The organism is Ningiella algicola (assembly GCF_028401415.2).
GTDB lineage: Bacteria > Pseudomonadota > Gammaproteobacteria > Enterobacterales > Alteromonadaceae > Glaciecola.
Genome location: NZ_CP171821.2, coordinates 1,423,623 through 1,449,851, shown reverse-complemented (window position 1 = coordinate 1,449,851; position 26,229 = coordinate 1,423,623). Strand labels below are relative to the sequence as shown.

Annotated in this window: 17 protein-coding genes; 4 read left to right on the top strand and 13 right to left on the bottom strand. The window is 44.4% G+C overall.

The window, feature by feature from the left end:
• From PN836_RS06430 to PN836_RS06420, 3 genes are read right to left on the bottom strand one after another with little or no spacing between them, the layout of a single operon-like run.
• Positions 1 to 1,467, bottom strand: coding sequence for a sulfatase-like hydrolase/transferase (locus PN836_RS06430; RefSeq protein WP_395344421.1), 1,467 nt, complete (start codon positions 1,465 to 1,467; stop codon positions 1 to 3).
• 31 nt (positions 1,468 to 1,498) lie between these two features.
• On the bottom strand, positions 1,499 to 2,746 hold the full coding sequence (locus PN836_RS06425; RefSeq protein ID WP_395344420.1) for a hypothetical protein: 1,248 nt from the start codon (positions 2,744 to 2,746) through the stop codon (positions 1,499 to 1,501).
• 1 nt (position 2,747) lies between these two features.
• A complete protein-coding gene (locus PN836_RS06420; RefSeq protein ID WP_395344419.1) occupies positions 2,748 to 3,938 on the bottom strand; it encodes a glycoside hydrolase family 88/105 protein in 1,191 nt (396 codons plus the stop codon).
• 193 nt (positions 3,939 to 4,131) lie between these two features.
• Between PN836_RS06420 and PN836_RS06415 the strand changes: the two genes are divergently transcribed.
• Entirely contained in the window at positions 4,132 to 7,026 is a 2,895-nt protein-coding gene (locus PN836_RS06415; RefSeq protein ID WP_395344418.1) for a family 78 glycoside hydrolase catalytic domain, read from the top strand.
• Positions 7,027 to 7,339: 313 nt separating this feature from the next.
• Here PN836_RS06415 and PN836_RS06410 read toward each other — a convergent pair whose 3' ends face one another.
• The 4 genes from PN836_RS06410 to PN836_RS06395 form a co-directional block, all read right to left on the bottom strand.
• Complete coding sequence (locus PN836_RS06410; protein ID WP_395345504.1) at positions 7,340 to 10,276, bottom strand: BNR-4 repeat-containing protein; 2,937 nt, start codon at positions 10,274 to 10,276, stop codon at positions 7,340 to 7,342.
• 535 nt (positions 10,277 to 10,811) lie between these two features.
• Complete coding sequence (locus PN836_RS06405) at positions 10,812 to 12,992, bottom strand: hypothetical protein (RefSeq protein ID WP_395344417.1); 2,181 nt, start codon at positions 12,990 to 12,992, stop codon at positions 10,812 to 10,814.
• A gap of 12 nt (positions 12,993 to 13,004) precedes the next feature.
• A complete protein-coding gene (gene rhaM / locus PN836_RS06400; RefSeq protein ID WP_395344416.1) occupies positions 13,005 to 13,319 on the bottom strand; it encodes an L-rhamnose mutarotase in 315 nt (104 codons plus the stop codon).
• Between the two features lie 54 nt (positions 13,320 to 13,373).
• Entirely contained in the window at positions 13,374 to 14,330 is a 957-nt protein-coding gene (locus PN836_RS06395) for a DUF4861 family protein (protein ID WP_395344415.1), read from the bottom strand.
• 388 nt (positions 14,331 to 14,718) lie between these two features.
• Here PN836_RS06395 and PN836_RS06390 point away from each other — a divergent pair, with 388 nt between their 5' ends.
• From PN836_RS06390 to lldD, 3 genes are read left to right on the top strand one after another with little or no spacing between them, the layout of a single operon-like run.
• A complete protein-coding gene (locus PN836_RS06390; protein ID WP_395344414.1) occupies positions 14,719 to 16,191 on the top strand; it encodes a sulfatase in 1,473 nt (490 codons plus the stop codon).
• 16 nt (positions 16,192 to 16,207) lie between these two features.
• On the top strand, positions 16,208 to 17,650 hold the full coding sequence (locus tag PN836_RS06385) for a BNR repeat-containing protein (RefSeq protein WP_395344413.1): 1,443 nt from the start codon (positions 16,208 to 16,210) through the stop codon (positions 17,648 to 17,650).
• An 18-nt stretch (positions 17,651 to 17,668) separates the two neighbouring features.
• A complete protein-coding gene (gene lldD, locus PN836_RS06380; protein WP_395344412.1) occupies positions 17,669 to 18,802 on the top strand; it encodes an FMN-dependent L-lactate dehydrogenase LldD in 1,134 nt (377 codons plus the stop codon).
• A gap of 95 nt (positions 18,803 to 18,897) precedes the next feature.
• Here the strand turns inward: lldD and PN836_RS06375 are convergent, their stop codons facing one another.
• The 6 genes from PN836_RS06375 to PN836_RS06350 form a co-directional block, all read right to left on the bottom strand.
• Positions 18,898 to 19,746 carry an EamA family transporter gene (locus tag PN836_RS06375; RefSeq protein WP_395344411.1) on the bottom strand — a complete coding sequence of 283 codons (849 nt, stop codon included), beginning with the start codon at positions 19,744 to 19,746 and terminating at the stop codon, positions 18,898 to 18,900.
• A 218-nt stretch (positions 19,747 to 19,964) separates the two neighbouring features.
• Positions 19,965 to 21,791 carry a flavin monoamine oxidase family protein gene (locus tag PN836_RS06370; RefSeq protein WP_395344410.1) on the bottom strand — a complete coding sequence of 609 codons (1,827 nt, stop codon included), beginning with the start codon at positions 21,789 to 21,791 and terminating at the stop codon, positions 19,965 to 19,967.
• An 8-nt stretch (positions 21,792 to 21,799) separates the two neighbouring features.
• A complete protein-coding gene (locus PN836_RS06365; RefSeq protein WP_395344409.1) occupies positions 21,800 to 22,822 on the bottom strand; it encodes a M23 family metallopeptidase in 1,023 nt (340 codons plus the stop codon).
• A 196-nt stretch (positions 22,823 to 23,018) separates the two neighbouring features.
• A complete protein-coding gene (locus PN836_RS06360; protein ID WP_395344408.1) occupies positions 23,019 to 24,026 on the bottom strand; it encodes a C45 family autoproteolytic acyltransferase/hydolase in 1,008 nt (335 codons plus the stop codon).
• 114 nt (positions 24,027 to 24,140) lie between these two features.
• The gene (locus PN836_RS06355) at positions 24,141 to 24,773 is read right to left on the bottom strand and encodes a glutathione S-transferase family protein (RefSeq protein ID WP_395344407.1); all 633 of its coding nucleotides are present in this window, start codon (positions 24,771 to 24,773) and stop codon (positions 24,141 to 24,143) included.
• Between the two features lie 131 nt (positions 24,774 to 24,904).
• Complete coding sequence (locus PN836_RS06350) at positions 24,905 to 26,218, bottom strand: ATP-binding protein (RefSeq protein WP_395344406.1); 1,314 nt, start codon at positions 26,216 to 26,218, stop codon at positions 24,905 to 24,907.
• Between the last annotated feature and the right edge of the window lie 11 nt (positions 26,219 to 26,229).

Below are 26,229 nucleotides of genomic sequence, written 5' to 3'. Positions count from 1 at the left end.
TTAGTCTCTAGTATTAACAAAGGATTCGCGCTGTCTCACTTCGTCGCTTCTTTGCTGCTCATATTGTTGAATATAATCGTCTACTCGGCGACTCAACATACTTACAATACGTTGATGCTCAGGTGAGTCAATCAAGTTGGTTTTTTCTTTCGGATCGTTTTGTAAATCGTAAAGCTGTTGGTAGTCATTTTTATAAAAGTCGACATATTTCCAGCGCTCTGTTCTAAGGCCTACTGTGGGCGGGATAGACACGCGTTTTGGTTGATACATATGTTCAAAGAAAAACTCCTCTCGCCACGTCAGATCATTTTTATCGTCGAGCAAGGGGACTAAACTTCTTCCCTGATAGGAAGAGGGGGCTTGTACACCTACCAAATCAACTATGGTTGAGGCAATATCGATATTAAGTGCCATTTCTTGCACTTCTTTGCCGTGCGACTGTTGTTTGCGCGGGTCATAAATGATTAGCGGTACGCGAAGGCTCTCTTCCCACCCAAACCATTTTCCTGCAAGCTGTCGCTCGTTTACATTATAACCATTGTCGCTCATGTAAATGACCACGGTATTGTCGGCAACACCGGTCTGCTCCAATTTCTCATAAATCATGCCCACGGCTTTGTCGACGGCGCTAATGGCTCGGTAGTAGCGCTTAACCATTTTCTGATACATTTGTTCATTCGCATAGCGGTATTCCCACCGCACACGCCCAATGGAGCTTTTTAAGAATTCTGGTAGGGCTTCAAAGCTTGCATCATCTGACAATTTCGCTGCCGGTATCGAGACATTCTGATACATGGATTCAAACTCTTCTGGGTAGTGGTATTGGTCAATTTTATCTTTGTCGTGAGCGTGGGGGTCCCAAAAATTTACCGCCATCACCCAGGGTTTGCCTGAGCCACTGGACTGTTCAATAAAGTCATTGGCTAACTCAGCAATATAGTAGCTTTGAGGAAGCACTTTTCCTTCATAGCTTTGCGTTTTTGATTGCAGGAGTGGCTTAAAATAGTCGAAGCGTTCGTTATTATCGCCAGAGATACCAATTTCGTACTTGCCAACAAACGAAGTTTGATAACCGCCTTGCTTAACAATGTTAGGATACATATTAGCAGACTCTATCTTCCCAGCTTTTGGCTGGCGGAAGGTAAAGTCATGAGTTCGTTCGGTTAAGCCGCTTAAGATACTTACTCGACTGGATGCGCAAATGGGTGTGGTAACAAACGCGTTTTTAAACACGGTTCCCTTGTTAGCAAGCTGATCCAAGTTTGGCGTTTGGATAATTGGGTGATATTTGCCAATGAGGTCATAGCGGTGATCATCAGATAAGATAAACAGGACGTTGACTGGTTTATCAGTCTCTTGCGGCGCAACGCTGCTTTGCTCTTTTTTCGCGCTGCACGACGTTGACATCAGTACGATGAGCAATGCAGCAATATTCACTCTATGGTGGTGTAGTAGCTCTGATGTCATAAGCATTCCCGTTATTTTAATGTTAATGAAGCTAGTGTTGCTCTGAGCCTAACACTAGCGCTCGCCATTGAGCGCCATAAACGCGTTTATTGGCTTCATCATTATTCGTTTCCAAATGATGCGCAGATTTGTCTACTACAGTCTTTGACGCCACCGTAATCACGTCGCCTTCTGTTAGCGCTATCGCATCGATGAAGAAATAGTGCTCCTTGGGTTCTTCTTCACTTGCTGCGACAGCAAATCTTCCTAGCTCTTCGTTATTCACTAAGACTTTGTAGTCTGACGTGGTATTTACGCTAGACACGGCAACTAGAGTAAGCGAGCGCATGCCCGCATCTCTTCGCTCAAGCCGCACTTGCGAGTAGGCATATTGGTTTTGGTGCTTGGTTATACTTGCGTCAATGGCAAGCGTTTTGGCCTGCTCAAGCGGATACACGGGCACGGCTTCTGACGCTTCGTCATCATCACTTAATATCGTAAAGTCTGTTGTGGCGAAGAAAATACGCGTGTACTGTTTAATTTCATGCAGCATGGTTTTTTCAAGTAGGGCGGGGCGGGTCGCCAGCGTTGGATGAGGATGTATGCCCGTCGGTATGTAGTTTTTGTCAGTAGTCAGCAGTAGCTGGTCGAGCTCAAAGCCATCCTCGCGCATCGATAACATAATGTTATGTACGCCAGGCTGATCTATCTCAAGGGTGATGGTATGAGGCGTTCCGCAGTGATTATCTTTTAAGCGCTGTGCAGAGGACCATGTCCACTGATGTTTGCCCTTGCATAATTGCAGGCGCTGGGCGCTTTGTGGCCAGGTGCCATTTAGACCAATGTGCACACCATTGTCTTCGGTGCCTGTGCTAAAGGCTCGCGCCCAGACGTAGTAAGTGCCTGTGGTTTCAAAGTAGACGGGATACGATAAAATAGCCATGTGCCCTGCGATATTGCTGAAGTTTTCGCCGCGGATTAAGCTTTCAAAATGGTTTGTGCGTGTATCGGGAAGGATCTCGATGTATTGTCCGCCGCTTGCACCTAAAGCATGATTCAAATCACTGTCAGCATAATTATGAGCGGGTGTATCTTCTGAGAATACTAACCAGCGACGTTTTTCATCAACATGTTGACTTGCAAAATGCTCAGCTTCAATCACCACTAAGCCATTTTGCTCGTGATAATTGACAGGCGCTGCCGCCTGACTGAAAAAAGGAGCATATAGCATCAAGCCTATGGTGGTAAAGACTGATTTACTTGCTAAGCCAGTCCAAAAGCAAGTGCTGATGCGCGTCATGTTATTGCTCCCACTTCGTCATCTCCGATGCAGCAAGCAAGACTGCGCCCACGCCATACAGCTGAGTATCTTCTTTGCTGACAGGGTCTGGCGATTTGCCCACCTGCTGCACATAATTCACGCGTCCATTCTCTTGCACCGCTTGTTCAATCGCGCGCCAGCCGCTTAAGGCAGACTGTGCGTATTTGGCGTCTTTGAGAATGCCCTTGTTTACACCCCATGCTAAACCAAAGGTGATAAACGCGGTTCCGCTGACTTCAGGTGTTTTTACTTTTTCGGGATCTAATAATGAAGCGGGCCAATAGCCGTTGTCATTTTGAATGCCTTGCAAGCCAGCTGCGTGTTTCTTATACAGTTCGATGTATCTGTTGCGAGAGGGGTGGTTTTGCGGTAAATCATCAATAATCAGTGGCAAGGCAGCAAATACCCAGCCATTACCACGACTCCAAAACACGGGTTTGCCATTGTCACTGACGGAGTCAAAGTAACGGCTGTCTCGATAAAACAATCCGTATTCTTCGGAAAATAAGTAATCGACAGTTGCCCAAAATTCCGTGTCTGCAAATTCGAAATAGCGCGGGTCCCCGGTTACAATCGAAAGCTTGAGCCAAGTGCGTGGTGCCATAAACAGCGCATCTGACCAGCACCATCTGTCTTGGCATGGACTTTCATAACCCCATACTTTTGGTGTTGCCTCCTCCATCTCAAGACCAACCTTTGAAGGGGTAGCCAAAATTCGGTCAAACTCCTTTTTTACCGGAAGGTAAGGTGCACTCTGATTGGTTTGTTGGGCTAACCATAAATAGGTTTGGCCAATGGCATGGTCATCTGCATGTCTATCTCGTCGGCTTCTTAGGCTATACTCATGCACTTTTGATACAGTATTTATATGATCAAGTAACAAAGCATCGTTCACGGTTTCGGTCCAGCGGCTAAGGCCGATGTAAAACGTGGCTTGGATCCAGTTTCTGAACTCTGCCGTGCCCTTTCGGTATCGAGGGGCAAGGTAGTCAAAGTTGTCTAAATGCTCAAGTTGCCACTTTGCTACGCGCTCACCAATATCCATTGCTGAAGCTTGCACCTCACTCTGTGAGCCAGACAATTGCGTGCTTGTATGCATCTTGCTGTTGCAGGCAAAAAGTAAGGCAAGCGAGAGTCCCGCGGCACTGAAGATTTTCGTTATCTCGTTCATCTGAATTCTTTACCTATAAAATCGCGCATTTAATCAGTATTGTCATGTTATCTGGCGTCAATATTGTATATTTTTTGTTAAACAAATATACATCATATTGAATCATAAGTAATCAAAATGTGTCAAAATATCTTCATGATTAACAACTATTCTGGTACTGTAATGCGTAATCAATAGCAAACTCATCATTATTATGAAAACGAAAAATCTAATACAGCTAGCTCGCGTCTTTTCCATTTCATGTGTTTGCGCGGTGTTACTTGCTTGTTCCTCTGCATCTACTGATTCGTCTGTTGAAAGTAGAAAAACGCAGGCGTCGAATTTACTCGTTGAGGGAAATTCTGAGCCTCCAAACATCCATAGCAAAACACCACGCTTATCGTGGCATGCCAATGTGATTTCGCAATCGGCGTATCAAATTCAAGTCGCGACCAGCGAGGCTTTACTCAAAAGCAATAAGCCAGATTTATGGGATAGCGGCAAAGTAGCTGAGCGCCGTTCAATCAATATTGCTTATAAAGGAAAACCACCGGCTTCGAGCGATGTGGCATTTTGGCGAGTCAAAGTTTGGCAAGATGGCGAGTCACAAGCCCAGGCTTGGAGTGATATTGATTCATGGCAGATGGGCTTGCTTGAACAATCTGATTGGCAAGCAAACTGGATCCAAGCGGCTCAGCCTTATATCGCTGACACTTCAGCGCCTGTTAATGATTGGATGCGCTTTGCTGCCGACATTCACCCAAATAGCAATTCCCAATTAACGCAGCAAAAGCGCGATTTACAAACCCGTGTTTTGGAGCAGTTAAAAGTACAACCGGGCGCTACTTTATTTCGCTATAGCTTTGCCATTGATGGCGATAAAAAGCTAGTCGACGCGCGCCTTCACAGCACGGCAGCAGGCTACTATGAGATTTTCCTTAACGGCGACAAGGTTGACGATAGATTGATGGATCCGGGTCAGACAGATTACGACAAACGCATTTTGTACAATACCGATACCGTTACGAATATGCTACAGCAGGGAAACAACACAATTGCTGTTCATCTTGGTAGCGGTTGGTACAGCGAAGAAATTGCCTTTAGCCGCTGGAGTAATCCTGATGCAAGTCCAAAAGATCGGCCATCCCGCTCATTAGCGTATGGGCAGCCTAAATTTATTGCACAGTTAGAGCTCGAATTCGACGACGGTAGCCGTCAAATCGTAAGCTCGAATGAGGATTGGCTAAGCCATGCATCGCCAATATTAAAAGAGGGCCTGTTTTCAGGAGAGCTTTATGATGCACGTGCTGAGGTAACTCACTGGCATAGTAAGCTTGACGATGCGAACCTGGGCGATTGGCGCGCGGTTGAAGTGCTAGAGCAGTGGCCAACACAGCGCCTGGAACCTCAGTTACTAGAGCCGATTAAAGCGATAAAGAAATTAGTGCCGGTCGAGCTGCTAAATCCCGAGCCGCAGGTTTGGGTGCTCGACTTTGGTCAAAACTTTACGGGTGTACCAACAATTGATTTCACCAAGTTACCCTTAACAAATGGACAGAGTGTGCATCTTCGCTATGCAGAATGGATAGATAAGGCGGGTAATATTAGTCAAAAGAGCGGGGGAGGAGCACCCTTGCTCAAACAAGTAGATACCTATATTGCCAAAGGTGATGAGGTCATGCGTGATAATCCTACTTGGACTCCTATATTTACTTGGCACGGCTTCAGATATCTAGAAATACGCGGTTTAACAAAAGCACCAGCGCTTGATGCTATTACCGCACATTTAGTCAGAAGCGCGGTTGAAACTGCAGGCAAGTTTGAAAGCTCAGACGACCTACTCAATCGTATCCATCATATGGCGTTATGGGGCTACGAGAGTAACCTAATGGCGGTGCCGATGGATTGTCCTATTCGGGAGCGAGCAGGGTGGACGGGTGACGCACACGCGGCGATGATCACCGGTAACTACAATTATAATATGGACAACTTTTGGCATAAATACTTGGGTGATTTCAAAACCGCCACATTTGTTGCTCCGGCGGTGGTGCCAGGCAAACGAACCCACGGTGGAAACTTCGATTGGGCAGCCGCAGAGGTGATGATCGCATGGGAGCATTATCGCCACCATGGTGACGTGCAGCTCTTTGAAAACCAATATGAAAGCATGCAGGAATACATGAGTGCAGGTGAAGAAAACCTTGAGAACTCACTTATTCGCAAAGGCTACGGCGACTGGTGCGACCCTGTAAAAACGCCCGGTACACCGCGCGTAAACGGGCGGTGCAGCCCTCAGCATACCACGTCAACCTTTACCAGCTCGATACTGTTTGCCCACTCAGCAAACCTAATGGCAAAAATATCTCGCATCATCAATAAACCAGAACAAGCCGAGTATTATGCTGCGCTGTTTAATCAAATACGGTCGCAAATTAATACTGAGCTATTTGACGCCCAGAACGCAAGCTACAATAGCCAAACCGCAAATGCCATGGCGATAATGTTCGACGTCGCACCTGACGATAAGCGTGCGCTTGTTGCCAAGTCAATCAATGATGACGTCCTCCAACAATGGGATGGTCACGCATCAGTAGGGGCGCTCGGGCAAAGCTATTTGTACACAGCCTTAAGTGACTACGGCTATGAAGATACGGCGTTTAACATTTTCAAAGCCGAAGGTTATCCAGGCTACCGCTACTTATTTGAAGAACTTAACGCAACAACCTTATGGGAGCGCAAGGGATATTACGACCCCAAAAAAGACCCAGATGGCACAAATGCACCGACTTTCTCGCTTAATCATCCTTTTCATGCAGGCTATGATGGTTGGTTTTATGAGGGCCTAGGCGGCATTCGCCCATTGCCTGATAGTGTTGGTTTCCAAGACTTCGCGCTCAAGCCTCAATTTGTGAGCGGCTTGGATGAAGTGACGGTGTCTTACACGACCGGATATGGAGAAATTAAAAGTCGCTGGACGCGCAGTGGGGAAGAAGTGACGTGGTATTTTACCGTGCCAAACAATACTACAGCATTGGTTACACTGCCTAGTGGTTCTTCTTTATACACGGCGGGTGACTACACTGTCGTTATTAGCGATAAATCTGAATAAGGGTTAAATAACCTGAATCCTGTTTAAGAAACGGCGCTCAGCACCGCTAGAATTGTGAATTACTGCGTTGCAAAAGCCAGCAATAGAATAACTATTACGTGACTTTTGCGCCTTGTCCTTCACAATTCTAGCAGCACTGAGTGTAAAAATTAATTTGAGGATGTAAAACAAGCGCTTGCACCATTCCTTAAACAGGATTCAGGTTAAATAGACGTTTTTCATAAGAGCGAAGATATCAATATAACTTTTTTGCGGTCGCTCATAATAAAAAAGCCGGGCTTTTAGTGCCCGGCTACGAATGAAGTATATGGGATTAGGGGGCACAGCGTCTTCTAGTGCACATTCGCCCAAGCATCACAGGGTCTCTTTGGTCAATCACTCCATTGTTATTAAAATCAAACCTCAAGTCTGTAATTTCGCCTCGGCTAACAGCCACTGAAAAGCTTTTAATATCCAGCGAATCAATATCGCCATCTCGGTCTAAATCCCCGATAGCGATAACCGTTGTCATCATTGTAGCTTCGCTCGTTTTACCATTACTGTCAGTCACTACCACTTTAAAATCGTGAGTGCCGGGGGCTAAACCTATTAGTTCCGAAGCGTATGGCTCAAGGCCCCATGTAAATGGGGCTTCGTACACTTCGCGAACGAAAACTTCGTTAGTGTATAAACGGGCACTGACCACTTCTACCGAATCGGTCGAGGTTTGAATATCCACTGATACCGAAAAGGCCTCGTAGCCTTCGGTGAGTTCCACATCAAATTCATTAAAATTCACTGTGGGCGCTGGTAAGGGCTCTACAATTAAGGTCATAAAGGCTTCACCTTCCAGGCCAGCGCTGTCTCTTGCAAGGGCTCTAAAGGTGTGTGTGCCGACGCCTAAGGGGTTTGGGTTCGGTTCGTGTCTGTCTAACCAGCCCATCGCGCCAAATTCGTAGGGTGCGAAAGAATGTCCGAAATTCCAGACTGGACGTGTGTCGACTCTCACAAGCTCACCGTTTCGATATAGAGTCACAGATTCTATCGTTCTTCCGGGTACAGGAGATTCTGCTGGTAATGTAATAGAAAGTTTTTCGTAGCCTTCAAACACAGTCACGACTTCATTTGGAAAGGACACAATAGGTGGCTCAGGCAAGCCGTTAACTGTAAGAATCATTGTCGCTTCGCCTTGTTGTCCCTCGCTATCGGTGGCAACGGCGGTAAATATGTGTTCACCTGCGCCCAATGGGTTCGGATTAGGTTCATGTTCCGGTAACCATCCCATTGCGCCCGTTTCGTGCGGTTTAAATTTATGTCCGAAATTAAAGGGGATGGAGGTATCGGTTCGTACGGCTTCGCCGTTAATCGTTAAAGTCACTGACTCGATAGTGCGCTCAGGGTCTGGCGATTCTGCAGATATTGTAAAACCGAGCCGCTCGTAACCTAAATCAACCGTCAGCGCTTCATTAGGAAAACTGACAATCGGAGCCTCTGATTCAACAATAAGCGTCATTGTGGCCACGCCTTCATCTCCTTCGCTGTCGGTTGCAATGGCTCTGAAGGTATGTGTTCCTGGCGGCAAACCAAGCAGTTCATTGGGCTTATTGCGATGGCCCCATACAAATGGCGTTGCAGAGTCTGTGCGAATAAATCGGTCATTCACATAAAGCGCCACTTGCGCAATGCTGCGCCCTGCAACGGGACTACTTGCAAGTACCGTGAATGAAAGCGCATCGTAACCTTCTTGTTTTCTAATGACTGCCTCTGGAAAGCTCACAATGGGCGCATTTGCCTCTCCTTCTATGTCTAAATCAATAATCTGAAGATATAAGGGCAGCTTGGTGTCTATTCCGCTTGCCTTGCGCTCCATCAAGTAGTAGTAGACCTTTCCATCGCTTATGTAGACAGTGCCATGGTCAAATGTAATGTCGTTACTTGCAGTGTAAACTCGAACGAAATCATTGGTTCCGCCCAGCGCTTTCTCTACATACGGGACACCTGATTCCAATCCAATGATATAAACGTTATCACCTGCTGTATATACCGCTTGTGCACCAGCAAAATCCGTTGAAATAATAAAGTCATTTGCGCCAGCAGGTTTATATGAATGGATATTGACTTCTTCGAAATCTGGGCGGCTTCTGTCAGTGGAGCGCAGTTGACTCACGATGTGAATATCACCTTTAGCCGTCACCGTCCAATCAAAGCCACCGACTATATGCACAGAATTTGGCTCGTCGTGAGAAATATAATCACCTGGCTCGAAGACTTTAATTTCGTCTGAATCGACCAAAGGCCAGGTCATGTCTTCGCCTCTGTGATTTTTCCACTGGCCAAACCCTTCTGGGTGATCCGAATAGGCGTAATACACGCCATTTTGATAGAGATACTTGTCGTTATTATCGCTGGAGCGCTGCTGAAAACCCACTCGAAGTTTGCCGTTCACATACTTCATATTTCCATATAGTCCCCAGTTGTAGTCATTACCTCTGGATTGTTGGTTATTGTGATTAAATTTGGTGAAAGTAGACCACTTTGCGTTGGCTGCATCGTAACGATTAAACACATATGCTCCGTTGTTATTTCCGCCCAAGCGCATGTAAAGTAAAAGCGTGCCGTCGTCGGTCTCGAAAAACTTCGGATAGGTGAGGCGCGCAAAATTAGCTCTATCTGCCAAATCGCCCGTCATAGTAAGGTGTTTATAATCGTCCTCACCTTGATTGATTGAGCTGGTGTCCTTTACAAATTTATCGAGGGTAAACTCGTTATCCGAGACATCGGCGGCCCCAACTACGCTGTATGAATACCGAAAAAAGTCATCCTTAAACTTACCGCCGTGATTATTATTGTCATAAGCATGCATATCGAACACCATATGAATAGTGCCATTAATGGGGCTTACCGCCAGGCCAATGGTATTGTGCGACTCTCCAATATTGGGGTCGCCTCTAAAGCCGGTGTGTTGGTGTGGAAATTCAACACTTGCTATCGTGCCTGTCTGTGTGTTGTAGCGAGATAGCATCATATGGCGGTCCTGTTTTCCACCACGATACCATGTCATAAACACGTAATGCTTGTAGGTTTTGACGGCATCACCATGAGCAGAGATATTACGGCCAAAGAAAAAGTCGTAAACCTCCGCGTCAGTGCTCGCAGTGTCTAAATTGCCAAAATTTAGGTCTTTACCGTTAAAATGTAAGCCATCATCGGTAACTTTTACTTGCGTTTCCAGGGTAACTTGCGCGTCGGCGAAGCTGGCAGAGGCTAACATCGCGCCTATACAAAACCCTTTACTAAGCTTTTGAATACAGCTCAACAGAGTTGGTTTAATTGTGGTCATTGTTTACGCCTTCAGTTGTTGCAGGATTGTTATTAAATTGTAATTTGATTGATTGTGACACATTATGAATTAAAATGAAATATAATGATCTAAAGAGGGGTGGTTGAGATGGGGTTATAACCCACTGAAATATAAGTTATTTATTCTATTTCTAATTTCGGAACAAACAATGGCGAAAATTTCTATCACAGTATTTGGCAAAATGATGTGTGAAGTGACCAGTATCGTCCTGATTGATTATGAGGGTTATTGATGATTTGACAGGCTCCAACTCCGCAGTATATATACAAATTTGCTGTGCCTAATTAACAAACTAAAGCACGGGCACTGGTATTTCATTATGAGGATGCCTGTATTATCGGTGCATCAAGTCAGCGCAGACTTAGTTAACCTCAACTCGGGATAAGCGATAGTGCAAATGTTTGTTTTATCGCTGCTTGGCGCTGTCGCTTATCCCGAGTTGAGGTTAGTTAGCTAATGACTGCAAAAGCATATCTTGAATATCTGAGGGCGTGGCAAAATTGTTGCCCCCTTCATTAGCGCCAGTTATCCACCAATAGATCATGCCGGCGTCTGAACAATCAAACTTATTCGTTTGAAAAGGCACTACGCCGTCTTGCTCAGCGTAAGCAAGCATTTCCCACATAAAGCGATAGCCCTTATTTTTGTGATTTTTTGCCCAGTCCCATTTACTTATGGGTGTTTGCAGTGAAACATTCTGGTCACCAATTTGATGCTCAGTCACACCAAAATCCAAAATTTGCTGCCATGTAAAGTAGTCTCCACTATCATCATTTGCAGGATGATGTGAGACTACATGCACATACTGGATCCGTTCAGAATTTGCTGTTTCAAGCGCATATCCAATTAAATCAGGCTCTCCGGCTTCAATAATCCAAAGTGGATCTGACTCACTGGACGCATTAATCGCATCCACCAAATCGCTTATTGCAGCATCTTGGTTTACGCGACAGTTGTAATAATTGCGAAGATTATTAAACGGGCCAAATAGCTCGACACTTCTCCCGCTTAATTCGTGTAAGACCTTTTGTCTGCGAGCCTCATTTTCAGCATCTATTTGGCGACCCTTATTTCGAAAGGGATCTAAATCACAGGAGTGAGATAAGTGCACTAGTCGGTCGGCCAGCCCAGACTGCTTTAGCAAGCCCATCATTACTGGCGTTGCGCCAATGTCATCCGGGTCGGGCGAGTTACCGTCTATGACAATCGCTAAACGACCGCTTGGGGGCTTTATGGCATCTAACTGAACGTCACTGACATAGCGTTCCCAGAATGCATGCACAGACGCGGCATTTTGTCCAAGGCCAAGGATCCACCACAATTCAACGGTATCAGAAAAATCAACACCGCCTCCAGGCATCACAGAATATTTGGCGTCAAAATTATTGTATTCAACAATATCTACTGCTTTTTGCCATAGCGTGCGAGCGTGTTCTTTTGTATTTTCTGTCGACGTTGCCGCGCGCAGCCAACGCTTGTCTTTATCTTTGTACATAGGCGTTAATGGGCCGCGCCGGTCTTTCCGAATATAGACTTTTTTAGCTTTGTTGCCATCGGTAATGGCTTGATAGGTCGTGTATTGCTTCACAAACGCAAGGGCATCTGGCGTGGTTTGTTTTTCATTCCATGTGCTGTGTTGAACCACAACCACATTGTTTTTAATTACCGATTTATGTATTCCTGAATCAAGTAAAGCTTGTACCCAATCCCGGGTGAAATCGGATTGGCCTGCCTCTTGAACCCAGACTGTACCTCCTTGTGCCAACACGGCTCTTACTCTGTCGTGCACTAGCGTCAGAGCTTTTTGCCAGTTCTTTTTGGCGTCAGCCCAATTAAAGTCTTCGCGGCCAAAGGTCATTTCCATCAGCTCTCTGGCGTCAATGTACTTACCGCCCTGACGACCCGTTGTACCCGCTACTGCCAAATAATTTACACCTTCCATATCTGGATGCACGAGCATTGAGCCAAGCGCTGCGACTGCATGAACATCGTCTGCGTCGGGTTGAAAATCAAACTGCGAGACTACAAAGTCTTTATGTTTACTAAAGTTAGCCTTACGGTTTGTCGCCTCAACAGACGGCGAAAAAGATAAAGATTGCCATCTACCTCGCGCCCAGGCTGTTCCATCATTTTCCGGAATTTCGCCATTGGTGTGCGCGTTTGACTCAATCGCAATCAGGTCACCGTCTGAGACACTTATTCCCAACCAGGTATGGTTCTGTGCAGTCAAGTCACGTTCGTCTCCTTCACCAATATATGAACTGCGATAAGTCCCGACAATTTCATTATTCACCCAAAGACGATACAAGGGTTCGCCGTCTTCTTCGGTCATCACAGCAATGGTGACATCATACTTTGCGCTTGGCCCTTCAAATGCTGTTATTGCGCGCGCAAATAAGCCTCGATATTCGAGTCGTCTGGCATCAATTCCAAGAGCATCGTTACGTTTATCAATGTAATACGGGACATCACCTACATTTATGTCTGCAAAATCTTCAGTGGCATAAAGCACAATTGGCAACCCTGAAGTAATTTGGTCGTTTTCAGGCGCTAAGGAGTGAGCGCAAGACGTTGTGATCATAGCCATAAGGGCGATTAAGCAAAGAGGGATGTTGAGCCTTTTCATGATGATTTGTGCCTACTCCATATGAAAAACAGTTTCAATCTGAGTGGTAACGGGCTGATTGTCGGGATGGGTTTCCATGATGTCAGCCATAAACGCCCACCATTTTTGCACGATAGGCTGCATGGGTAGCAGCTCCATTGAATGATCGGATGTGCGACGCAATACAGCAAAGAGTTTGTTTGATTCGCTTTCAAAATAAATGGAATAATCTGAAATGCCCGCTGCTTTAAGTTCGTCTTTCAGCTCTGGCCATATTTCGTCATGACGTTTCTTATACTCAGCTTGATGACCCGGTAGCAGGGTCATCACAAATGCGACTTTTTCCATGGTATCTTCCATTGGTATTTGAACCTTCGTGGCGATGGTATCGCCTAGATCACGCTAGAGGCGATCTAAGTAGTCTTGCCACTGTTCGTTGCTTGTGATTTCACCCGCACCTTCCCATGCAAACCCAGCTTTATATGACAGCTTTCCTTGGTCATCGCTAGAGGTAAACATCCAAATATGGCTTTCATCTTTGACTTCACTGGCTATGTGCTCAATACCTTCCACACGCTGAGGGTCAAGTAATGCACCGGTGCCTACACCGTAGTCATGAATGACTTCCCACGTTGAAATACGTCCCGTTTCTTCGTTAAAAAACACCTCTGCTTTTTCATCATGGGTTGCTACACCAATTGCAATAGGTAATGAAGCGGGTTCGCCGTCTAATGTAAATATCGAGTCGACCTGGAACAATTGCGTGCCCAACGGAAGCGATACCGTTTTCATCTCTTTCACAATGCCAAGCGGTGTATACCATTCATATTGGAGAGTAAAAGACACCTTGTCGCCGCCGCTTTCATTCACTTGATAGCTTTTAAAGCTATGCGCTGCATAGGCTTTGTCGTCTATCCAAATAGCGGTGGCCCCCACGCCACGACTAATACCCGTGTGGTAGGGGTCGTATCCCTCGCCATGGTCTTCATGATATGAAATGCCGTTTAAATGCCCCTCGTACCACTTGTCAATAATGGAGTAATCCACCTTTTTAAACCAAGCATCTACGCCACTTGAATGGCCTTTGAGTGGCGCGGCAGGCCCGTAAACTCGAAAAGCGACTTTATCGTTTTCCCACGCAAAATCGTCATTTCGTTCGGGTACAAAACGTCCATAGGCCATCACTTTTGGTGCGTTGCTTTGTGCAGTTTGTGCTGTATCTGACGGTTCCATTGATGTTGCTTGTGCGTTCGACGTGTTGCTGTCACTACAGCCCGTGAAAAAGAGACTAGATGCAGCAAACAATAATGCGGTTTTTAATGAAGTCTTCTGTGATATTGCAGCGAAACGATGTGTCATATCTTCTTCCCAAAATTTCAAATTATCTATATGAGTGACTGATTAATTGGCCATAAATCGGCCTTAGCGATTGCAGGACAATGTAATTCATTACGGTCTAACAAGTATGCATGACCCAACTTTCTCAGACATTGGTTAACTTGTCTTGTTCAGACAATAGACCATTGTTGATTCTCCAAGCAAGCCTGTATTCAGAATTTTGTCGCTTTGGAGAGAGTTGTTTGGTGATGAATATCATCGACTTAAATTAAATATCTTTATAAATAGCATTTCCGCTGTACACAATTGATTGATATTGCACTATGATGAGCGTTAATGCAAATTTCATGTTAGTGATTTGTTAAACGCTTATTGTGAAGTTTAGTTATTTTTAATTGGAGCGTTCGAGATGAACAGACGTCATTTTATGCTTGGCACCGCGGGGCTTGCCGCATCGCTTACTGCCTGCAATGCGGATTGGCTGACCAGACTGCAAAAGACGCATCCGAATATACTAATGCTCATAGTCGATGATCTTAACGATTGGGTAGGTCCATTAGGGGGCCATCCAAATACCAAAACTCCCAATATTGACCGACTCGCAGAACAAGGAACGGTGTTCGCAAACGCCCATGCTCCTGCGCCACTTTGCGGGCCATCTCGCGCGAGCGTGATGACTGGGCTTTCACCTGCAAGCACAGGGATTTATGGCCATGTTCGCGATAACGATATTAAAACGGCCAACCTTAAAGCGTCTCAGTCTACCTTCATAAGTGAGTATTTTAAACGGCATGGCTATTACACTGCAGCGGTGGGCAAAGTGTTCCATCAAGGGGTAGCCGATGGTAGTTTTGATGATTTTGGCGGCAGAGAGGCCGGATTTGGTCCATACCCTGAAAAACGAATGAAGTGGCACGACAAACGAACCAATACTGATTGGGGCGCATTCCCCGAAGCCGACGAGCAAATGCCCGACTATGAGTCAGCGCAGTGGCTTGCCCAGCAGCTTAGCACTGATCACGAAAAACCGTTTTTTATGGCCGGTGGGTTTTTAAGGCCCCATGTACCCTGGTATGTGCCTAAAAAATGGTTTGATATGCATCCATTGGAAGGCGTAACGCTTCCGCCATTTTTACAAAATGATTTAGACGACGTACCTGATATTGCAAAGGCCATAAGTGAACATCCGATGATGCCAACAACAGAATGGGCCATCGAAAACGATGAGTGGAAAAATATGGTTCAAGCTTATTTAGCCAGCGTGTCTTTTGTTGATTCATGCATTGGAATAGTGCTTGATGCACTTGAGAATGGGCAGTATGCAGACAACACAGCAGTGGTGCTGTGGGGCGATCATGGGTATTCACTCGGTGAAAAAAGTAAGTTCGCAAAAATGACGCTTTGGGAACGAGCCACACGCACGCCCCTGATCATTAAATCGCCAAAAAACAGCAGAACAGCAAAGACAATGCAAGTAACAAATCAAGCGGTGAGTTTACTAGACCTTTATCCGACCTTAGTCAAAATGGCGGACTTACCTGAAAACCCGCAAAATGAGGGAAGGGACATTAGCCCCTTATTAATTCAGCCAAACCTATCTTGGGATCATGCTCCAGTCACGACTTATGGGCCGAACAACCATGCCGTCAAAACCCAGCGATATCGATATATCCAATATGCGGATGGGAGCGAGGAGCTATACGATCATTTGCAAGATGCAGATGAGTGGCACAATTTAGCGTCTAATCCTGCGCATGATGCAATTAAAGCATCTTTACGCAAGCACTTGCCTCAACAAAACGCGCAGTGGTCAAGTGTTTCAAACTATGAAGGTAACCCTTATTTCAAGCAACTAAGCGAACAAGCTCAACATGCATTGTAAAGGAGCACGATCAAACATGATTATAGCGATTCAAACCATGCTTAATAGCCCATTGAAGCGACGCGCTGCTTCTCATAAATGGATTTTAGTCTTCACTTTCGCATGTGTGTTAAGTGTTTCAAGCGCGACAACAAGCGTTAGCGCAAATACGAGAAACGACGCAAAAGCAGAAATTCGCTCTCTTGCGATGGATCATGCCTGGTCAGGACATCGAATTAAGCCGTTTCTATTGACCAGAGGCGAACACCAATTTGTTGCATACTTTGACAGCAATCGTCAGATGACCGTTGCACATAGAAAGCTGGGAAAAGTATGGGACTATTTTAAAGTTGATAGCTGGTTGGGATGGGACAGTCATAATTATGTGACGATGGAGTTAGACAGCAATGGATACCTGCATGTAACTGGCAACATGCACGCAAATCCTATTGAATATTTTAGGATGTCTGAACCCTACAACGTGCGGTCTTTAAAACGTATAGAAGTGATGGTGGATAGAGAGCTGGAGCGCCGTGTGACTTATCCTATTTTCATGTTGAATCAAGCGGGAGAACTGTTGCTAAAATATCGCGATGGCGGAAGTGGAAACGGTAGCGAAATTTACAATATATACGATGTTGACAGTAAAACGTGGTCGCGCCTGCACAGTAATCAATTCTTAGACGGTGAGGGCAAAATGAGCGCTTACTTTGAAGGTCCAATTTATGGGCCAGACGGCAACTTCCATCTAATTTGGGTATGGCGCAATACTCCCGATGCCTCTACCAACCATAGTCTATCTTACGCCCGAAGCCCTGATTTAGTAAGCTGGGAAGATTCTAACGGTCAAGCCATTGAATTACCGCTTACCTTGGATAAAACAGAAGTGGTTGATCCTGTTCCGCCCAAAGGCGGGATGATTAATAACAACGTGAAAATAGGCTTCGACCAAAAAAAGCGGCAAGTTATTTCCTATCATAAGTATGATGAAAATGGCAATACGCAAATGTTCGTTGCGCGTAAAGAAGGAAGCGAGTGGCGTAGCGTGCAAATAAGCGATTGGAAAGACTTTAGGTGGGACTTTGGCGGTGGTGGTTCCTTAGGGCGCTTCCCCATTCAACCCTTCGCACCTGAAGTTATAGACGAAGGCACCATCGGTGTATTAGTCAGGCGTGACGACAACATAATTCGCTTTTTGTTGGATGCAAACAGCCTAGAGACATTAGACACAGAGAGTGCGTATCTGTACCCGCCTGAGATTGAATCCATCGCTGGCGAATCAAACCGCAACATATTTGCCTCAACTGAATTAGAGCTTGAGCTGAGCGTATTTAAAGGCCGTGGCGATAAAGGGCCAAAGGGCGAAGATTATTACCTTTCATGGTATGGTCAGCCAGGCAATCGAGATAGGGCGCATGTATATATTTCAGACCCAAGCGTGTTACTTCTGCATGAGGTTTTGCATGAAATTAGCCAATAAAATAAGGGCAAGTAGTAAATGATCATCTCATCATCAACCGACTATAGAGCAGCTGCAAAAGCTAAACTACCGCCGTTTCTTTTTCATTATATTGATGGGGGCTCGTACAACGAAAATACGCTTCGCAATAATGTGTCAGATTTGCAGGACATTGCCCTCAAGCAAAAAGTGCTGCGGAATATGTCAGATCTTGACTTGAGCCTTGATATTTTTGGCGAGCATTTATCGTTGCCTATCGCCTTATCACCTGTTGGATTGACCGGTATGTATGCAAAAAGGGGAGAGGTGCAGGCGGCTAAAGCAGCGGCTGATAAAGGCATTCCCTTTACCATGTCAACGGTGTCTATATGCCCGATTGAAGAAGTCGCCCCGGCTATTGAGCGTCCCATGTGGTTTCAGCTTTACGTGTTAAAAGACAGAGGCTTTATGAAAAATGTGTTGCAACGCGCGAAGGCAGCGGGCGTTACGACATTGGTTTTTACTGTAGATATGCCCACGCCCGGTGCGCGCTACCGCGATATGCACTCAGGCATGAGTGGCAAACACGCCGAAATTCGAAGAGTACTTCAGGCCATGCTGCATCCATCTTGGGCGATAGATGTTGGCTTAATGGGCAAACCACACGATCTTGGAAATATCTCAACTTATCGCGGTATGAAGACTGCGCTGGGGGACTACATTGGTTGGCTAGGGGACAATTTTGACCCATCCATCTCATGGCAAGATCTAGAGTGGATAAGGGACTATTGGGATGGCGCGTTAGTGATCAAAGGAATTTTAGATGTAGATGATGCCAAAGACGCGGTCAGCTTCGGTGCCGACGGTATTGTTGTATCCAACCACGGCGGCAGGCAGCTCGATGGCGCAATGTCCTCAGCAAAAGCACTTCCCATTATTGCAGATGCGGTAAAAGGCGAGCTAAAACTTTTCGTCGATTCAGGCATAAGAAACGGTTTGGATGTAGTGCGTATGCTAGCACTAGGCGCAGACTGCACCATGCTCGGTCGCTCGTATATCTATGCGTTAGCGGCGCAAGGCGAGGGCGGGGTCGCCAACTTGCTAAATTTGTATGAGCAGGAGATTCGGGTCGCAATGACATTAACAGGGGCAAAATCAATCAGTGAATTAGGTCGTCATTCACTTGCATCTTAGCCTTTAAAGTTGCGGTGTTTTGTTTTAATGGCATAACTATTTTGTATGGTTATGCCTATTGGTGTTGTTTTCAAGCTCAACAAGATTTGGTGCACTTAAAAAAGCGTGATCTGCTTTCCTAAGAGCAGAACAACAATCCCCAAAAACACCATGGTTGAAGCAATAATACGCTTTATTCCGTAGCGCTCATTAAGAAACAGCCAAGCAATAATTGCTGCAAAGACAACGCTACTTTCTCTTAAGGCTGCAACCGTTGCAATAGGAATGGTCGACATTGCCCACAATGCAACCGCAAAACCGCCGGTGGCTAGTAGTCCGCTTAACATATCCCATTTCACTTTACTGAAGGTAATGTCTTGCCACATTTGTTGGTGTCCATATCGAATTGTGGCAATGATAATAAAGCCAAGCCCCGATAGGGTTTCTAGCCACGCCGCATATGTAAGAAAGTGCGAAGCTTGTCTAACTCCCATGCCACTTGCAAGCGTGTAGCCTGCAATACAACATGCCGTGATGCCAGCAAAAAATAGGGCGTGTTTATCACTACTCGTTAATCGCCCCGCGAGTAAAATAATACCTAAGCAGATGATAATAATGCCTAGAATCTCATACCGACCTAGATGATCAGTTCCCCATAACCAACCCGCAATTAATATGATGACAGGTGCCACCCCTCTGGATAGAGGATACACCTGCGAAAAATCCCCATGCTGATAGGCTGAGATTAAGCTAAAAAAATATATAATATGTACGGCACACGCTATCAATAGATACGGCCAAGCTTGTATTTCTAAAGGAGGTAAATACGCAATTAAGCAGACTCCTAGAACTACCCCAACAAGCCGATTAAATGATAAAGACACGACACGGCTAGTGCTGTGTTTTAACAGTCCATTCCAGCTTGCGTGCAGAAGTGCTGCAAACAGCACCAACAGGTATTCCAATTCACGTCCTTATAGACCTAGAGTTACTAAAAGTTTATCAGGTTCTGATTCAAGGTGCTGAGATAGCGCAGTTAAAGCGGAGCTTTGACTATCTAAAAAACTAGATGACTTAGCGCGACGCATAGTTTCTCAATTGGGCGTAGTAGTATATTTTTCAAAAAATAGCGGGGTCCCACTGAATTTTGCCCTGCATGCTATTCAGATATGTGTTCGATAGTCTATTTCGAGTTCAGCAACTCAGAAACTTCGTCAGCAGCATTTATTGCTGATGAGATAGCGCAATGAACATATCCCCAATCAAACCCATTTGTATATGCATCACCAGCGAAAAAAACCGTCCTTTTCACGGGATAAGACATAAGTTTAACAAGAAGTGGATTCGCAAAGTCTGAAACGTATACTCCTTGGGCGTGTACTTCTTGTGACCAATCCTTTAGTTCGTATGAAAGAAAATACTTCGTTGCCTTTTGGTCGAAGAGCACATCAAGCTGCAGAAGCAGCTTTGCGATTAAGCTATCGGGTTCTGCTGTTGAATATTGGTCGACCACTTCTTCGCTACCTGCGCAGATGAATCCTAGTACATGATCTTGCGCAGTTTGTTCGTGAGCCGCGTCGTAAAATACTGCATATCCATCAATTGTCCTGATGTCTTTGTTCTCAATAAACTTTGGATAAAAACAATTGGAAAACTTCATGAAGACCTTTATTCCTTTCCAGTATTTCAATCGAGCCAAGGCTGCTCGCTTGTAATAAGGAAGCTCAGGTTTAAAAGTGAGTATGCGTTGTTGCAGAATTGAGATTGGCGCTGTGATAATCACTGTATCAGCATTAAACACTCCCTTGGTAGTCTCAAGCTTTACGTCCTCGTTAGTATAGTCGACTGACGTTACACTAGTTTCGTAATAGATACACTTGTTTATAGCCGGTAGGACATGCTCCTCAAATACCGACATCCAGCATGCATTTCGGAATGTTTTGTCTTTGTAGCTTCCTAAAATGTATTCCTGCGTTCGTTCTCTTGAGTAAGTTAAATATTTAGTATTAGATTTATAAGGATATGCGCATGGCAATGCACCTAGGTCTAGGCCCAACTCAATAAAGAACTTCTGCAAGTCAGCTTGTTCGCCGCTAAACCATTGTGCACCTAAAGAGATTGGGAAGTCTGCTAGTTGGTCATTCTTCTCCATTCTGCCACCTGCCTTTGATGTTCCTTCGAGCAACAGTACCTCGTAACCCTTTTTTTGCAATTGATATGCGCAAATCATACCCGCTGCACCTGCACCAACAATAGCAACAGTTTTTTGACCAGCATCATTTAATGATGTTCTTAAATCCGTCGTTTCGGATTTCCATTGACTCGTCGCAAAGGGTGATAATGCGTGTTTTACTGCCTCGCTGGTTAAGCTGCATCTGCATAATTTGGTGCTTAATCCCTTAAGTGATTTTATAAATATGAGTAAACTCGAGGCGCTAAGGCTGTAGAATAAGAAAAGAGTCATTAGTGCAGCGTGAGATAGGCTATGACCCGCTGAGAAATCACCATTAGAAGCTGGTGTAATGACTCTGTAAAATCCTGCACACACGAGTACGGTAATAGTGAGAATGGAAAGCCCGAGTGCCACACCCTGCTCAATATCATAGTGCTTTAGCGCTGGCTGTATGTCTTGGTATTCATTTTCTAACAGAAGCCATTGTTTCAAAAATAGCTCACATATATTTATACGACAGCAAATGGTTCCAAAAATAATGATCAGAACAAAATCAAACGCAACAGACATAGGAAGGTATGACTCAAATGTTGGCAGCATTCCCATTGATTGTTTTGCTTGTAGTAACAGAGGGAGACTGAAGAAAGCCACTAGCCAATTAATGATTCTATTAATGAAAAGATATTCTATGGCAATGTAAGCAAATGGAAGCGATGCAAGCACATAAAACATGCTTGGCTCTATATTGAGTTCAAAGACAAGAACAATGGCACACAGGGGGTACAAAATCGAAATACTAGCATCGATATATGGCTTGTTTAGCTTGGCGTTGCTCATGATGATATTTAAATAATGGGTTCTATTACGCTACCGCGCTTTGGTGAAATGTCTTTTACTTCTTTACCATCAAGATAATAGCTCTCAAACTTGATTGGTAGACCTTTCCCGCGCGACTCGCCTGAAAGTGTCGAACTGTCTTGCAGATGCATTCGAATCTGTGGAAATGGTGTTGAGCCGCTATTACCACAAGCGCCAATTAAACTGCCTTTCTTCACTTTATACCCTAGCTTCAGCGTGACACTATTTTGCTGAAGGTGTGAAATTACGGAAAATTCCGAATTGCCATGATCGATGACTACAAAGTTACCATGAGCTAAATTTGAATCTGGATTTTTCTGGCCTGGTTCATTGTCTTTCAAGTCCGTTCTTAACCCAACTATCGTGCCATCTTGCGGCGCGAAAATGCTTCTGCCCCAGCAATAGTAATCACTATTTCTTCGGCCCGAGTCAATAAAGTGCCTACCATCAACTATCTTCACAAAATTTAGCCCAAAGGCTGTTGACTTATCCTGAACGTTAGCATTAGAAAGATGACTATTTGAGCCCCACCATGTCAAGTATTCGCCTTCGAATGGAAAGTCCCATGTGTTTTGTGGAGCGTATGTTTGATCACCTAGAATTGATGCTATGGATGTCTCTCGAAAGTCCAAAGAAAGTAGTTTGTCTCCATTCTTATTGGTAAATGACATATGGAGCGCAAGTCTGTTTTGACCTGTCTGCTTTTGGGCTTTCCCTGATATGTCGTAATAGTTGACTTGATCAAGTTTAAAAAATTCAGATTGATCAACATTGAAGCGGCCACCGTGTTCGCTTATCACTCCTTGTTGGAACGCTCGAAAATTGTCTTTAGAACCATGATAGCGCCGCAGTTGCTCAGACATCCGATCCCAAACGTAATCAGTGTTCCCATTAAAGAACTGCGATGTCACCTTTGTACTGTCGATAATGGTATCGACCTCACGCAATTCCTCGCTGTCATTGCAGCCCCAAAGGATGAAAGTACATACAAATAACCAAAGATATCTCATACTAATTCTCCATAATTTAGTATGAGTAGTTTGCCTACTAAAGCGCACAATTACTGTGCTTAAATATAGGGAAAACTGTTAAAAAATGTAAAGCCTCAGACGGGTATTATGGTGATAGATCTCCTACTTCTTAAAAATTATGCGCAAGGCATGGCATTGTTTTAACGAATGAATAGAGTGACCTAAGCTTCGTATTTTATGCGATGGTTTTCATTAGAAATCTGTTCATACGTGTATCTTGTTTAAATTTGCTTGACTTGGGATAGCCCTCTGAGCGCGATATGTCTAAGGTGCTGAGGTTTGCTGCGGTAGACCAAATGGTCTCGAAAGCATATTCCTTTAACTTCAAACATACTTGTGTGTCGGCTAACACCTTTTTTGTCGTTTCAATGTCAAATGACTGTTGATTCTTTAAAAGTTCTTTTAAACGGCATGATCTTTGAGCCGACAGTGACCAATCTAACTGACTACGTTGCATCGCCCGCATTGGTCTTGATTTAAAGTGGTTGGTTATATGAAGGCTGTTTTCTTGAGACTTTAGCTTTATGACATTGCTAGTTTGAGGGGAAGACTCCACAATGCATATGTCGCCGTGTTTATCAGCAATTAAGAAATTGTTTGCGCTTGATACATGCGCATCATTAATTATTTCGATTGCCTGGATGACGTTTTCAGCATATTCCAAAACGCGCCTTACAATAAAATGAAAACTTACACCTGGCCGTTTGGTTTGTGTGTCGACATATGACATCCCGATTGCAAGGCCTTTTTCATTGATACCATCACATCTACCAATAAATACGTCTGACTGAGAGATATGAATGAAGGTGTTTTTCGCAGCCGTTAAGCTGCTCTCTGAGTACTTTTTGAACGCTTTTGGCATATCATAATTTCTTCCAAAGAAGACGCCGTTATCTGTTACTTTTGCAAAGACACTACAGCGACCTTGAAAATCTTGTGCGATCAAGCTCAATAGGAAGGATAACACGCGATTGGGATGAATCTTCAACGCTTCTGAAAAGCTTGATATCTCATCGATGACTTCGGGGTAAAAGTCAGAAAGATATGAGATGCTCGCCTTTCCAAATTGCTCGAGGTCATCATTTAGCACCGGTAGTTCAAAATCCTTAACCTTTTGCGAAATAAGTTGTCCATATTTTGCGCCAATATCTTCGTAGCGACCATAAAATCTTGGATGATACATATTCTCTGTCTCCTTGTGCGCTAATGCACTGCAATTGCATACAATTACAATTAGTCATTGCAGTGTTCAAATGTATTAATGCGAATGATTGCTACGGAAGCGATCTGAGAAAACTCATGACCACAGCTTGTGTATAGTGCGTTGCCATGCAATAGTATTGTTTAGGCGAGCCAGCCATTTTGAGATATTTGGATATAAGTGTTCGGGAAATCCAGTGGCATTAAAATAGGTTGTCATAGCAGCAACAGAAAAATCCGCAATCGTCAAAGTATCACCACATAGCCACTTATTCTCGAATGAGTTTTCTAAATAGCATAGTTGTCTTAGAACTCGTTCATCATCCCAGTTTGTAGTTTGGTTCGCACTTTCAAGTTCAAAAACGTAAGAGCCTACTTGTTTAGCCATGATATCAGATAGAATAGGTTGCCACTGGCCTGACTCCCAAAAGAGCCATTTATCGATTATCGCTTGTTTCCAAACATCACTGCTGTATAGCTTGAAATTTGCAAATTTTTGACAAAGGAACTTAACAATAGCGTTAGATTCCGTCAGCGTATACACATCATATTGCATCGATGGAATTTGCCCTAATGCGTTTATGCTCCCATACGATGCACTAGCGCCCTCACCTTTGTACACATCAACTTCTATGTGTTCATATTTAAGTTCTAGGTATTGGCAAACAGCCTCAACTTTTCTGAAATTAGCCGAAAGGCTAGACCCATAAATCGTTAATCCGTTATACACAAGTATTCTCCAGACGGTCTATCTGAAAATAGTATAACTGTGTTCACATAGTGGTATTGTAAGTCTTTGTAAGATAATGGATAGATCTTGTAATATTGGGTTAAAGTCTTGCTTTGGAGTGCTTTTTTAAGTTACATCTCACTAAAAATTTCGGTAGAGAGCTCGAATGATGCTCCACTTGGTAACTCTTCTTTTTCATCTGACTTGAGAAGTTGTATGTCAAAGTCATGCCACTCACAAACGCGTTTGACAATAGCAAGTCCAAGGCCATAGTTTGAACCATTTCGTTTGCGACTTGTGTCCAGTCGCACGAATGCGTCAAATACTCTATGGCGGTCAGCGTCGGCAATTCCAGCGCCATCGTCCGAGATAATGCAGCTGATACTGCCTTGGGAACGTATCCTAAGTGTCACTTCGACTTTTGTTTCAGAATAGTCTAAGGCATTCGATATTAGATTCGCGATAGCACGATACATCCACACTTTATCGATTTTAACGCTAATAGTTTTAGAATCGAGAACTAGATATAAATGCTTGTTGCGCCTTTTGGCTAAGGTTGTCATATCATTGACAATTGTGGATAAGAAATCCGCGAAATTCGTATTCTCGAACTGTAGCTCTAAACTATATCTTTCCATTTTTGCGAACTCTAAAAATGCCGCAAGCATATTTTCCATATTCGTCAAGTCGTTGTTCATACGATGTAAATAATTGTTCTTCTTCTGGACATCGTCTTCCTCAAGGCTGGCATGTAAACCAAATCTAAAGCATGCAAGTGGTGTTCGTATATCATGAGATAAAGCACTCGCAAGGAGCTTGTTTTCCTCTAGCAAGTGTTCAACCTGCGAAGCCATTTTATTAAACCTATTTTCAAGCTCTTTAATGTATGAATATTTCGAGACTTTAATACGCGACGACAGGTCGCCCGCGCCAAACTTTTGAGCAACGTCGGTAAGTGCAGATAGTCTCTTGATAAGTGGTAGAGTCCACAGCATCATCACTAACCCCAAGCCAACATAAAAGGATATGGTTAACAATAAGTCTCTTCTGCGAGGACTTTCTGCAGGTCGTGCGGTGGGTATTCGTAAGACTAGATTTGGATGGTTGGCAATGGACTTCAATATAAAAGTTTCGTTTTCCGTTTCAAGCGCCAACCCTTCCGCGCTAGAAAGCTTCAGAAGCAAGTCTTTAGAAAGAGCGTATTCACTGGCTTGTTCTAATTTAACTGATAGTCCATAGTCTTCATTTATCGACTGGGCAACACTGTATAAATCTGCCACAGGCGTCCTCGATAGGCGATTTGCTATTCCTGAGACTAGCCGAGAGCTGATAAATGAAGACTCCGCACTGTGCGCTGTTAATACATCATCTGAAAACGCATCGAGCAATGAGCTAAATATAAAAAGCGTGAAAATAGCGGTTACGACGATGTTTAAAGTCAACATTCGATACATAA

Bases quoted from the DNA above. Each gene is read 5' to 3' on its own strand.
- PN836_RS06430 (WP_395344421.1), bottom strand. From the start codon at position 1,467: ATGACATCAGAGCTACTACACCACCATAGAGTGAATATTGCTGCATTG.
- PN836_RS06425 (WP_395344420.1), bottom strand. From the start codon at position 2,746: ATGACGCGCATCAGCACTTGCTTTTGGACTGGCTTAGCAAGTAAATCA.
- PN836_RS06420 (WP_395344419.1), bottom strand. From the start codon at position 3,938: ATGAACGAGATAACGAAAATCTTCAGTGCCGCGGGACTCTCGCTTGCC.
- PN836_RS06415 (WP_395344418.1), top strand. From the start codon at position 4,132: ATGAAAACGAAAAATCTAATACAGCTAGCTCGCGTCTTTTCCATTTCA.
- PN836_RS06410 (WP_395345504.1), bottom strand. From the start codon at position 10,276: ATGTTAGCCTCTGCCAGCTTCGCCGACGCGCAAGTTACCCTGGAAACG.
- PN836_RS06405 (WP_395344417.1), bottom strand. From the start codon at position 12,992: ATGAAAAGGCTCAACATCCCTCTTTGCTTAATCGCCCTTATGGCTATG.
- rhaM (WP_395344416.1), bottom strand. From the start codon at position 13,319: ATGGAAAAAGTCGCATTTGTGATGACCCTGCTACCGGGTCATCAAGCT.
- PN836_RS06395 (WP_395344415.1), bottom strand. From the start codon at position 14,330: ATGACACATCGTTTCGCTGCAATATCACAGAAGACTTCATTAAAAACC.
- PN836_RS06390 (WP_395344414.1), top strand. From the start codon at position 14,719: ATGAACAGACGTCATTTTATGCTTGGCACCGCGGGGCTTGCCGCATCG.
- PN836_RS06385 (WP_395344413.1), top strand. From the start codon at position 16,208: ATGATTATAGCGATTCAAACCATGCTTAATAGCCCATTGAAGCGACGC.
- lldD (WP_395344412.1), top strand. From the start codon at position 17,669: ATGATCATCTCATCATCAACCGACTATAGAGCAGCTGCAAAAGCTAAA.
- PN836_RS06370 (WP_395344410.1), bottom strand. From the start codon at position 21,791: ATGAGCAACGCCAAGCTAAACAAGCCATATATCGATGCTAGTATTTCG.
- PN836_RS06365 (WP_395344409.1), bottom strand. From the start codon at position 22,822: ATGAGATATCTTTGGTTATTTGTATGTACTTTCATCCTTTGGGGCTGC.
- PN836_RS06360 (WP_395344408.1), bottom strand. From the start codon at position 24,026: ATGTATCATCCAAGATTTTATGGTCGCTACGAAGATATTGGCGCAAAA.
- PN836_RS06350 (WP_395344406.1), bottom strand. From the start codon at position 26,218: ATGTTGACTTTAAACATCGTCGTAACCGCTATTTTCACGCTTTTTATA.